The following is a 12,286-nucleotide window of genomic DNA, read 5'->3' on the forward strand; positions in this document are numbered from 1 at the left end:
CCGGCCGCAGTAAGGAATCGCAGGTGGCGAGCAGCTCCCGGTCCAGCAGGCGGCGCAGTGCCGCGACGATCCTGATCCTGCTCGTGTTCGTGGCCGTATTCGTGGTCAGGCTCGTCGACATCCAGGTCGTGCGCGCCGAGACGCTCAGCGCCGACTCGCTGGGCAACCGGTCGGTCGAGCAGCCCGTCTACGGAGCCCGCGGAGACATCGTCGACACGAACGGGGTTGTCCTGGCCGGCACGGTCATGCGGTACGACATCACCCTGTCTCCGCGGAACGCCGCGGAATTCGACCGCACCACCGACGATGGGGACGTGACCGTGACGGTCGCGCAGGCGGCCGCGGAGGTGGGCGCCCTCACCGGGCAGACCGGCGACGAGATCCTCCAGATCATCTCCGGCTCCCTGGCCGCCGACAAGGACTCCGACTACGCCGTCGTCGTGCGGGCCGTGGACGTCTCGGTGTTCCGGGCCATCGACAAGCTCGACATCCCGTGGATGTACGCCGAGAAGAACCCGGGCCGGGTCTACCCGGATGGCGCCGTGGCCGGCAACCTGGTCGGATTCGTCTCCTCCGGGGGAGAGGCTCAGGCCGGCATCGAGCTCGGGCAGGACGCCTGCCTCGCGAGCACCAACGGCACGGAGACCTATGAGAAGGGAGCGGATGGCGTGCGCCTGCCCCAGAGCACCGTCACCACGGTCCGGGCCAAGGACGGCGGCGACGTCGTCACGACCATCGACTCCGACCTGCAATGGTTCGTGCAGCAGGTGCTGGCCGAACAGGCCGTCGCCACAGGCGCGGCCTGGGGCAACGTGGTGGTGCAGGAGGTGAAGACCGGGAAGCTCGTCGCGGTCGCCGACTACCCGTCGGTCGACCCCAACAACGTCAACGGCACCCCCGACGCTGAGGACCGCGGCTCCCGGGCCTTCACCGCCCCCTTCGAGCCCGGTTCTACGTACAAGGCGCTGACCACGGCATCCGTTCTCGACGCGGGGGCCGCCACCCCGCTGAGCCGGGTCGTCGCGCCCTACCGGTACCTGCCGCCCAACGGTGCCAACGTGAACGATAGCTCAAACCACGCCGACCTGAACCTCACCCTCACGGGCGTGATGATCGAGTCTTCGAACACGGGCATGTCGAAGTTCGGCGAGTTGATCAGTGACCAGCAGCGCTACGACTATATGAGTAAGTTCGGTGTGGGCTCGGCCTCGGAGTCCGGTTTCCTCGCCGAGGAATCCGGCACCCTGCGCCCCTTCGAAGATTGGGACAACCAGACCAAGTACGCGACCATGTTCGGTCAGGGGCTCACCACCACGGCCATCCAGGTCTCCAGTATCTACCAGACCCTGGCCAACAACGGCGTGCGGATGCCCGTGCAACTGGTCGCAGGCTGCCGCCACGCTGACGGCAGCATGACCGACGTGCCCGAAGCGGTCGGTACTCCGGTCGTGTCGGCCGCCGCCGCCCGGGAGACCGCAGACATCCTCGAGATGGTCTACCAGAAGGCCTGGCTGGCCAGGACGTGGGAGATTCCGGGCTACCGGGTGGGCGCGAAGACCGGGACGGCGCAGATGCCCGATGGTCGGGGTGGGTACACCAAGGGGTACCTGGTGTCGGTCTCCGGCTTCGCTCCGGGCGACGATCCGCAGTATGTCGTTTCGGTCAGCCTCGCCGACCCTGTTAAACTGAACTCTTCCGCGGCATCTGCTCCGATCTTTCAAGAGGTCATGAGTCAGGTGCTGAAGAAGTACCGGGCAGTCCCCTCGGGCGCCACCGCGCCTGCCCTTCCCGGTACCTGGTAAGAAAGCGAGCCCCGTGACCGAATTGGCACCCTCGGCTCTCCGTCCTCAGCATCCGGTCCCCAGATCGTTGTCGGGACTGGTCGATGAATTCGAACTGTATGTGCACGGCGATGTCGATGGCCTCGAGGTCACCGGCGTGAGCCTGAGCTCCCGAACCGTTCAGCCTGGAGACCTCTATGTCGGCGTTCCCGGGCGCGCGAGTCATGGCGCGTCCTACGCCGCCGGCGCCCGCGAGTCCGGTGCGGTCGCGATTTTGACCGATGAGGCCGGGGCGGTGCTGGCCGCCGACAGCGGCCTGCCGATCCTGGTGACCCCGGACGCGCGCGCCGCGCTCGGTGCCGTCGCCGCCTGGATCTACCGCACCGACGCCAATCCGGCCACGCTCTTCTCCGTCACCGGCACCAACGGCAAGACCAGCGTGGTCTATCTCCTCTTCGCCCTGCTCAACCATCTGGGCGTCGTGGCCGGCCTCACTTCGACGGCCGAGCGCCGCATCGGCGACCTCGCCGTGGTGAGCTCGCTGACGACCCCGGAGGCAACCGAGCTGCACGCCCTCCTCTCCCGCATGCGAGAGGCCGAGGTGCGCGCCGTTGCGATCGAGGTGTCCGCCCAGGCGCTGACCCGCCACCGCGTGGACGGGCTCGTCTTCGACGTCGCCGGGTTCACGAATCTGAGTCACGACCACCTCGACGACTACGCGGGCCTCGACGAGTACTTCCAGGCCAAACTCGAGCTGTTCCAGCCCGACCGCTCCCGGCGGGGCGTCATCACGGTCGACTCCGACTGGGGCCGCCGGATCGTCGACGAGTGCCGCATCCCCGTCACCACCCTGAGCAGCAACCCGGACGTCGCCGCCGACTGGCACATGTCCATCGTCTCCGAGAGCGCGCTGTACACCGAGTTCCTGCTCGAGGGCCCCGAAGGGCGCCGCCTGCAGACCCGGGTTCCCCTGGTCGGCTGGTTCATGGCCGCCAACGCCGCCCTGGCCATCCTGATGCTGGTCGAATCCGGCTACGACCTCGAGGCGATCGCCCATTCCCTCGATCGTGACGGCGGAATCGACGTCTACATCCCCGGGCGCGCTGAGCGCATCTCCGGGGACACGGGACCGCTCGTCTACATCGACTACGGGCACAGCCCGGACGCGTTCCTGAACACCCTCGCCGCCATCCGTAAGTTCACTCCCGGCCGACTGATCATGGTCTTCGGCGCCGACGGCGACCGCGACACCACGAAACGGGCGGACATGGGGGCGATCGCTGCCCGCGGGGCGGATGTCGTCGTGATCACCGACTTCCACCCTCGGTTCGAGGACCCCGCGGCCATTCGTGCCACTCTGCTCGCTGCCGCACGGGAGGCCGTGCCCGGCGGAGAGTTCCATGAGGTGCCCGACCCCCGGACGGCGTTCCGGACGGCGCTGTCCCTAGCGAAAGAAGGCGACGCGATCTTGTATGCGGGACCCGGCCATGAAAATTACCACGAGGTTGCCGGCGTGAAGATTCCGTACTCCGCCCGGGACGATTCCCGCCAGGCGCTGCGCGATGCGGGGTGGCTGTAGATGATCGCCCTGACCCTGGGCCAGATCGCCTTGGCCGTCGACGGCACGCTCCACCTGGACGGAACCTCTCGGAGCATCGACTCCGTGACCGACGGAATGGTGCACACCGACTCGCGCGACACCGTTCCCGGCTCCATCTTCGTGGCCAAGCCCGGTGCGGTGACTGACGGCCACCTCTTCGCCCCAGCCGCCGTCGAACGCGGCGCCACCCTGCTGATCGTCGAACGACACCTTGATCTCCCCGTGGCGCAGATCGTCGTGCCGGACGCCGTGCTCGCCCTCGGCGCCCTCGCCACCGACGTCGTGGCCCGCGTGCGGGAAGCCGGCAACCTCAAGATCGTCGCCGTCACCGGATCCAACGGCAAGACCACGACGAAGAACCTGCTCCGCGCCGTGCTCGAGCGCGTCGGCCCGACCGTCGCGGCCCGCGCATCTTTCAACAACGAGGTCGGCGCGCCGCTGACCATGCTCGAACTGACCCGCGACACCCGTTTCCTGGTGGCGGAGATGGGTGCGAGCGGCGTCGGAGAGATCGCCCGGCTCATCCGGATGGCCCGTCCCGACATCGGGATCGTGCTCAAGGTCGGCCTCGCCCATGCCGGCGAATTCGGAGGCATCGAAGCCACGGTCCGCGCGAAGACCGAAATGGTCACCGAGCTGCTGGCGACGGATGTCGCCGTGCTGAATACCGACGACCCGCGCGTCGCCGGTATGGCCGCCTCCACCCGGGCCCGGATCGTCTGGTTCGGCCAGTACAGCGAGGAGGGAGTGCGCGCGACCGCGGTGCACGCCTCCGCGTCCGGAACGACGTTCACGCTGCACCTGGCCTCGGGCCAGTCCCGCCCGGTGGCGTTTCAGGTGCTCGGCGAACACCATGTCATGAACGCTCTGGCCGCCGCCGCCGCCGCCGAGATCCTGGGGGTCGCGATCGACGACATCGTCTCCGCCCTCGAATCCGTGCAGACCGCCGAACGTTGGCGCATGCAGGTCATGGGCGGCCGGGACGGGGTGACCGTCATCAACGACGCCTACAACGCCAGCCCGGACTCCATGACGGCGGCGCTCAAGACCCTCGCTCAGATCGGAGTTCCCGGCCGGCGCACCATCGCGGTTCTCGGCGAGATGAGCGAGCTGGGCGAACTGGCTGGTGAGGAGCACGACCGCGTCGGGCTGCTCGCCGTGCGCCTCAACATCTCCCAGCTCATCGTGGTCGGGCGCGGCGCGCGGCGCATGCACATCAGCACCATCAACGAGGGATCCTGGGACGGGGAGTCGGCCTTCGTCGAGAATGCCGACGAGGCCTTCGACCTGCTCTGCGCCACAGTGCAACCGGGGGACACCGTGCTGGTGAAATCCTCCAATTCCGCCGGCCTGAGATTTTTGGGCGACCGTCTGGGAGAGTGGTTCTCGTGAGAGCACTTTTGATGGCCGGAGCCTTCTCCCTCGTCTTCACCCTGTCGCTGACGCCGCTGTTCATCCGGCTGTTCAAGAAGCTGGGCTGGGGACAGTTCATCCGCGACGACGGCCCGCAGAGCCACCACGCCAAGCGCGGCACGGCCACCATGGGGGGCATCATCATCATCCTCGGCGCCCTGGTCAGCTATTTCTCGGCGATGTGGTTGACCGGGTCCCCGGTCACGGCGTCGCCGCTGCTGGTGCTGTTCATGATGGTGGGCCTCGGCATGGTCGGCTTCGTCGACGACTTCCTGAAAACGCGGAACCAGCGCAGCCTCGGGCTCGGCGGCTGGGCCAAGATCACCGGTCAGGTTCTCGTGGCCGGCACGTTCGCCATCCTGGCCATCCAGTTTCCGAACGCCAACGGCGTCACGCCGGCGTCGACTAAAATCTCGTTCCTGCGAGATCTGCCGCTGGACTTCATGCAATTGGGCAGCATCATCGGCATCTCCCTGTTCGTGCTGTGGATCTGTCTGATCGTGACGGCCACGTCCAACGGCGTCAACGTCACCGACGGCCTCGACGGGCTCGCCACCGGGTCGTCGATCCTGTCGATCGGCGCGTTCATCGTGATCGGCTTCTGGCAGTCCAACCAGGCCCGCTTCGGGGGAGCGGACATCGCCGACCTCTACCGCGCCTACGACGTTCGGGACCCGCTCGACCTGGCCATCGTCTCCGCGGCCATCGTCGGCGGCCTGATCGGCTTCCTCTGGTGGAACACCTCGCCGGCCAAGATCTTCCTGGGCGACACCGGTTCGCTCGGCATCGGCGGCGCCCTCGCCGCCCTGGCCATCCTGAGCCGCACCGAACTGCTGCTCGTGCTGATCGGCGGCCTGTTCGTGATCGAGGCCGGATCGGTGATCGTGCAGCGCGCCTACTTCAAGGTGACCCGCGGCCAGCGCATCTTCCTGATGAGCCCCATCCATCACCACTTCGAGCTCAAGGGCTGGGCCGAGGTCACCGTGGTGGTGCGTTTCTGGATCATCGGCGGGCTGTTCGTGGCCGCCGGCGTCGGCACCTTCTACCTCGAATGGCTGGCCAGCTAGTGGCTGGTCGCCACGCCGATGAGGCCGGGGCCGCTGGGGCTGACGCCGCGCGCCTCGACGGGTTGACCAGCTGGCACTCCGACTGGTCCGGCCTCCGTGTCGCCGTGCTCGGTCTGGGCGTCACCGGCTTCGCAGCCGCCGACACCCTCGTCGAACTGGGCGCGGATGTGCTCGTCGTGGCGGGGGACGCTCCTGCCGACACCATCCGCCTGCTCGACGTGATCGGGGCGGGACTGGTGCAGGCCGCGCCGGGCGTCGTTCCGCATGAACTGACCCGGCACCGGCCGGAGGTTCTGATCGCCTCGCCCGGCTACCACCCCGACCACGCTCTGCTGCTCTGGGCCGCTCGGGCCGGGGTACCGGTCTGGGGAGACATCGAGCTGGCCTGGCGCCTGCGGGACAAGGTCGGGCCCGCGGCCGAGTGGATCCTCGTCACCGGCACCAACGGCAAGACCACCACCGTGCAGCTGACGGCCACCATGCTCGCCGCCGCCGGCCTGCGCGTCGCACCCTGCGGCAACATCGGTGTGCCCGTCCTCGACGCCGTGCGCGACCCGCAGGGCTGGGACGTGCTCGTGGTCGAACTCTCCAGCTACCAGCTTCACCACCTGCCCCGCACCGGTCCCGGCGCCCTCGTGCCGTTCTCCAGCGTCTGCCTCAACATCGCCGACGACCACCTCGACTGGCACGGTTCGGCCGAGGCGTACCGCGATGCGAAAGCCACCGTCTACGCCAATACCCAGGTGGCCTGCGTCTACAACAAGGCGGATGCCGCGACCATCCGTATGGTCGAGGACGCCGACGTGCAGGAGGGTGCCCGGGCCATCGGCTTCGGCCTCGGCGCCCCCGGGCCCAGCGACTTCGGCATCGTCGAGGGCATCCTCTGCGACCGCGCGTTCCACGAGGACCGGTTCGAGACCGCCATCGAGATCACCACCGCGCCGGAACTCCGGGCCCACGGGCTCAGCGCGCCGCACCTGCTCGCTGACATCCTCGCTGCCAGCGCTCTGGCCCGGTCCTTCGGCGTCGCGCCCGGCGTCATCCACGACGCCCTGGAGGGTTTCCGCCTCGACGCGCACCGGATCGAGATCGTTGCCGAGTTTGCCGGCATCCGCTGGATCGACGACTCGAAGGCCACCAACCCGCATGCGGCGGATGCTTCGCTCACCGCTTTCGAGACCGTCGTCTGGCTGGTCGGCGGCCTGCTCAAGGACGTCGATGTCGATGACCTGGTAGCCCGGCACGTCGGCCACCTGCGCGGGGCCGTGATCATCGGAGCCGACCGCTCCGTGTTACGGGACGCATTCGCGCGACACGCGCCGGAGCTGCCGGTGTTCGAGATCGACGCCGACGACACTGGTCAGGTGATGCCCGGGGCGGTCCGCCTCGCGGCCGGTCTCGCAGAAACCGGTGACGTCGTGCTGCTGGCCCCGGCCGCGGCGTCTATGGACCAGTTCACCGACTACGCCCAGCGGGGCCGGTTGTTCGCAGAAGCCGTGCGGGAGCACCTGGGAGGTGAGGCGGATGAAGACTCCGCCTCGAACCCCGGCGCCTAGGCAGGCCGCGCCCGTCGCCTCCACCCGAATTCATTTCGGCCGGGTGTTCAAGGCCGAGTCCGCGAGCTATTTCCTGCTGCTCGGCACGACCCTGTTCCTCGTCGTGTTCGGCCTGGTCATGGTGCTGTCGTCTTCCTCGGTCGACTCCTACCTGGAGAACACCGGCTTCTTCGGCACCGTCCTGCGCCAGGGGGGATTTGCGCTGATCGGCGTTCCGGTGATGCTGATGATCAGCCATCTGCCGCTGAAGTTCTGGCGGCGTGTGGCGTGGCCGTTGCTCATCGTCGCCTGTCTCCTGCAATGCCTGGTCGTGTTCACGCCGCTGGGCGTCGAGGTGGCCGGCAACACCAACTGGCTGTCGGTCGGCGGAGTCCAGTTCCAGCCCTCCGAGGCGATCAAACTCGCCCTCGTCGTCTGGCTGGGCATGATCCTGTCGCAGAAGGAGAAACGGCTCGACGACTGGCGCCACGTGTACATTCCGGTTTTCGGCGTGGGCGGCGGCGCCGTGCTGCTCGTGCTCATCGGCGGTGACCTCGGAACCGTCCTGATCATGGCCGGTATCCTCTTCGGAGCCCTGTTCTTCGCCGGCGTTCGACTGCGCCTCCTGGCAGTGCCTCTCGGCGCCGGGGTCGTGCTCGCGGTTCTGATGGCATTGACGAGCACGAACCGGATGACGCGCATCCTGAGCTTCATGGGAGCCGGCTGCGAAGAGCTCGACGGCCCCATCTCGGCACCCTGCTGGCAGCCGCTGCACGGCACCTGGGCACTCGCTAACGGCGGGATCTTCGGCGTCGGGCTCGGCAACTCCAAAGCGAAGTGGTCCTGGCTGCCCGCGGCCGACAACGACTACATCTTCGCCATCGTCGGCGAAGAACTCGGACTGATCGGGGCCATCGTCGTCCTATTCATGTTCATCCTGCTGGCCTTCGCGTTCCTGCGCATCATGCGCACCAGCACGAGCCTGCAGGCCCGCGTGTCGACGGCCGCCGTGCTCGTCTGGCTGATCGGCCAGGCCTTCGTCAACATCGGCGTGGTCCTGGGCGTGTTCCCGGTGCTGGGTGTTCCGCTCCCGTTGGTGTCCGCCGGCGGCACCGCCCTGCTCACGACCCTCGGTGCGATCGGCATCGTGCTCTCATTCACCCGGGGCGACCACGCGGAGCCGCCACGACGCACCGCCATGTCGACCGACACGTCAGGAGCCCGAGAGTGACCACCTATCTGCTGGCCGGGGGCGGAACCGCCGGCCACGTGAACCCGTTGCTGGCCGTCGCCGACACCATCATGAGCCGGGAACCGGATGCGACAGTCATCGTTCTCGGCACCAGGGAGGGCCTCGAGGCCCGCCTGGTGCCGGCCCGCGGCTACGAGCTCGTCTTCGTTCCCCGACTGCCTTTCCCACGCCGGCCGAACCGACAGGCCCTCTCCTTTTTGCCACGGCTGAACCGTGCCATTGGCGACGTGGCCGATCTGATCCGGTTCCGCACGGTCGACGTCGTCGTCGGGTTCGGCGGCTACGTCTCGACCCCGGCCTACTTCGCGGCACGCCGGGCGGGGGTGCCGATCGTCATCCACGAGGCCAATTTCCGGGCCGGGCTGGCCAACCGGCTCGGCGCCTGGTTCACCCGCCATGTCGCGGTGGCCTTTCCCGGCACCCGGATCCGCCACCCGACCGTCGTCGGGATGCCGCTGCGACCCGAGATCGCCGAGCTTGACCGGGCTCAGGCGCGCCCGGAGGCCTTGGCGTTCTTCGGCCTCGACGCCGACCGCCCCACCCTGCTGGTCACCGGCGGATCCCTGGGCGCTCGGCGCCTGAACAACACCATCGCTTCCTCGGCTCCCGGTCTGATCAGGGCCGGCTGGCAGGTGCTGCACATCACCGGTGAGAAGTCGGAGGTGACAGACCCAGGTCTGCACCACCACCGCCTGATCTCCTACTGCGACCGGATGGACCTGGCGCTGTCCGCGGCGGACTTCGCGGTGTCCCGGGCCGGCGCCGGAACCGTGTGCGAACTCAGCGCCCTCGGCATCCCGGCCGTCTACGTGCCGTACCCCGTCGGCAACGGCGAGCAGCGCTTCAACGCGGCGGACGTCGTGCGCGCCGGCGGCGGGATCCTCGTCGACGATGCGGACTTCGTGCCGAACTGGGTGCAGCACGAGCTCGTTCCCGTGCTCACCGACCGGGAGCGCGTGCGCCGGATGGGCGTCGCGGCGGCATCCGTCGGGGGACTCGACGGCTCGGTGCGAATGACCGACTTCATCCACGCCGCCCTCGCCTGATCACAGCGGCTAACGTTGTTCCAGCACCAGAACACCAGCACCGAACGCACACCAGCATTCGTCTCCGACTGAGAAGAGCCAGCAACCGTGATCAAGCCCGACCTGAACCTCACCATTCCCCGTGACCTCGGCACGGTGCATTTCGTGGGCATCGGCGGCTCCGGGATGAGTGGGATCGCACGGCTGTTCCTCGCCGCCGGGCATACCGTGACCGGCTCGGATGTGCGCGAGTCCGACAACGTGCTCGCCCTGCGCGAGCTGGGAGCCCACATCGCGATCGGCCACGCCGCTGAGAATGTCGGCGAAGCCGACAGCCTCGTCGTCACGGGGGCACTCTGGCAGGACAACCCGGAATACGTGCTGGCGAACGAACGCGGCCTCCCCGTGCTGCACCGCTCCCAGGCGCTTGCCTGGCTGATCGAGAAGCACCGCCTCGTCGCCGTCGCGGGCGCCCACGGCAAGACCACCTCGACCGGCATGATCGTGACCGGCCTGCTCGGCCTGGGAACGCATCCCAGCTTCGTCAATGGCGGTGTGATCGAATCGCTCGGCGTGTCGGCCGGCGCGGGCACCGACGACCTCTTCGTGGTCGAAGCCGACGAGTCGGACGGCTCGTTCCTGCTCTACAACACGGCCGTCGCCCTGGTCACCAACGTCGACCCTGACCACCTCGACCACTACGGTTCGCTCGAGGCCTTCGAGGCCGCGTTCGTCGAATTCGCACAGAACTCGACCGAGTTCGTGGTCATCTCCTCCGACGACGCCGGCGCTGTCAGCGTGACGGGCAAGCTCGCCGGCAAACGGGTCATCACCTTCGGCGAGGACGCCGCGGCCGACGTGCGCGTGCACTCGGTCGTCACCGACGGAACGGTACGTTTCGGCGTGGCCTGGGCCGGAAGCGATTACTTCGCCACCCTCCGAATCCCAGGTCGGCACAACGCCATCAACGCCGCCGGCGCCTTCGCGGTGCTCGTGGGCCTCGGTTTCGCCCCGGAGGCGTCCCTGGCCGCCATCTCGGGTTTTGGCGGCACCGAGCGCCGCTTCGAATTGCACGGCACCGTGGGTGGGGTCAGCGTCTACGACGACTACGCCCACCACCCCACCGAGGTGGCCGCGGCGTTGTCCGCCGCCCGCACGGTGGTCGGCCGCGGCCGGATCATCGCCGTGCATCAGCCGCACCTCTACAGCCGCACTCGGCTGTTCGCCCAGGAATTCGCCCAGACGCTTGAGGAGAAGGCGGACCAGACCGTCGTCCTCGGCGTGTACGGCGCCCGAGAAGACCCGGAGCCCGGCGTGACCGGCGCCCTCGTTTCCGAACGGTTCACGGATGCCGGCAAGGTCGTCTACGTGCCCGACTGGCAGGAGGCCGCCGACTACGTCGCCTCGATCGCCCGGGACGGCGACTTCGTCGTCACCCTCGGCTGCGGCGACGTCTACCGGATCGTTCCCCAGCTGCTCGCCTCGCTCACGCAGGCGCGCGGATGACCCGCCGACGATCATGAAGCGGCCCGAGGGCTACGACCGCCCGCCGGCAGGCGCTGAGCGGACCGGCGGGCCGAAGACGACCGCCGCGAAGAGTGCCGGGGCGAAGCCTGCCGCAGCGAAGACAGCCCGTCCCAAGCCGGGAGGACGCCAGTCGAGCGGTCACAGCGACCACACGAACACCGAGCCGATCACGCTTCCCGCCGCCGACACGATCGCACCCGTGTCCCGGCTGCGGGCGCCGGACTCTTCCCCTTCGTCCGCGCCCGCACCCACGGAGCCCCGCGACTCTGCGCTGACTCCGGCCGGGGCCAGACGCAAGCTCCGGGCCGCCCGTCGTGCCCGCAAACTCTATGAACGGGAGGAGGTGCGCCGCTTCACCTGGCGCTCCCGTCGGCGGCGCAACGTCTGGCTGGCGGCGCTCGGCACCCTGGCCGCGCTCGTCGCCTTCGTGCTCGTCGGCACCTTCTCGCCCCTGATGGCGCTTCGCACCATTGAGGTCGTCGGGGCGAACCGGGTACCCTCCGAGAAGATCCGATCGGCCCTCGACGACCAGCTGGGCACGCCGTTGCCGCTCGTGGACTTCGACGCGGTGCAAAAGGAGCTGTCCGCCTTCACCCTGATCCAGAGCTACGTCACCGAGAGCCGTCCGCCGAACACCCTCGTCGTGCGCGTCGTCGAGAGGGAGCCCGTCGGCGCCCTCGTGACCGAGTCCGGGTTCGACCTGGTCGACGCGGCCGGGGTAGTGATCCAGAGCAGCGCGGAGCGCCCCGCCGGGTACGCCACGATCGATGCGCGGGCCGGGGTCGGCAGTGCCGGCTTCCGGGCGGCGGCTGCCGTGATCGCGGCCCTGCCGGCAGACATCCGTTCCACCCTCGACACCGTCACCGCCGCCACCACGGACGACGTCACCCTCACGCTCGTGGGCGGCGCGCGCGTTGTGTGGGGGAGTGCGGAGAAGTCGGACTTCAAGGCGGTCGTGCTCGCGGCCCTGATCGTGAGCCACCCGGTCGGCAGCGTCGGCGAGTACGACGTGTCTTCCCCGGATAGCGCCGTTCTCCGCTGAGATCTTGGTTGGATCTTCGCGACACGCGGGCGCGCCTCCCCGAG

The 12,286-nt window shown here is 68.7% G+C and carries 9 protein-coding genes; all 9 read left to right on the forward strand.

The window, feature by feature from the left end:
• The first annotated feature begins 23 nt into the window (after window positions 1-23).
• Window positions 24-1,802: a penicillin-binding protein 2 gene (locus E3T34_RS14070; RefSeq protein WP_241972993.1), complete on the forward strand. Its 1,779-nt coding sequence runs from the start codon at window positions 24-26 to the stop codon at window positions 1,800-1,802.
• Between the two features lie 13 nt (window positions 1,803-1,815).
• Complete coding sequence (locus E3T34_RS14075) at window positions 1,816-3,360, forward strand: Mur ligase family protein (protein ID WP_134343346.1); 1,545 nt, start codon at window positions 1,816-1,818, stop codon at window positions 3,358-3,360.
• Window positions 3,361-4,773 carry a UDP-N-acetylmuramoyl-tripeptide--D-alanyl-D-alanine ligase gene (gene murF, locus E3T34_RS14080; RefSeq protein ID WP_134343347.1) on the forward strand — a complete coding sequence of 471 codons (1,413 nt, stop codon included), beginning with the start codon at window positions 3,361-3,363 and terminating at the stop codon, window positions 4,771-4,773.
• Window positions 4,770-5,861, forward strand: coding sequence for a phospho-N-acetylmuramoyl-pentapeptide-transferase (gene mraY, locus E3T34_RS14085; RefSeq protein ID WP_134343348.1), 1,092 nt, complete (start codon window positions 4,770-4,772; stop codon window positions 5,859-5,861). Before murF ends, mraY begins: the two co-directional genes overlap by 4 nt.
• Window positions 5,861-7,417, forward strand: a complete 1,557-nt coding sequence (gene murD, locus E3T34_RS14090; protein WP_241977421.1) for a UDP-N-acetylmuramoyl-L-alanine--D-glutamate ligase — start codon at window positions 5,861-5,863, stop codon at window positions 7,415-7,417. Before mraY ends, murD begins: the two co-directional genes overlap by 1 nt.
• Entirely contained in the window at window positions 7,386-8,627 is a 1,242-nt protein-coding gene (gene ftsW / locus E3T34_RS14095) for a putative lipid II flippase FtsW (RefSeq protein WP_104099521.1), read from the forward strand. Before murD ends, ftsW begins: the two co-directional genes overlap by 32 nt.
• A complete protein-coding gene (locus tag E3T34_RS14100; protein WP_134343350.1) occupies window positions 8,624-9,694 on the forward strand; it encodes a glycosyltransferase in 1,071 nt (356 codons plus the stop codon). The genes ftsW and E3T34_RS14100 overlap by 4 nt, the downstream gene beginning before the upstream one ends.
• An 87-nt stretch (window positions 9,695-9,781) precedes the next feature.
• Window positions 9,782-11,179 (forward strand): UDP-N-acetylmuramate--L-alanine ligase, encoded by a 1,398-nt coding sequence (gene murC / locus E3T34_RS14105; protein ID WP_134343351.1) that lies wholly within the window; start codon window positions 9,782-9,784, stop codon window positions 11,177-11,179.
• A 13-nt stretch (window positions 11,180-11,192) separates the two neighbouring features.
• Window positions 11,193-12,242, forward strand: coding sequence for an FtsQ-type POTRA domain-containing protein (locus tag E3T34_RS14110; RefSeq protein ID WP_134343352.1), 1,050 nt, complete (start codon window positions 11,193-11,195; stop codon window positions 12,240-12,242).
• Window positions 12,243-12,286 lie beyond the last annotated feature (44 nt).

The sequence above is a fragment of the Cryobacterium sp. TMT1-62 genome, assembly GCF_004403145.1.
Taxonomy (GTDB): domain Bacteria; phylum Actinomycetota; class Actinomycetes; order Actinomycetales; family Microbacteriaceae; genus Cryobacterium; species Cryobacterium sandaracinum.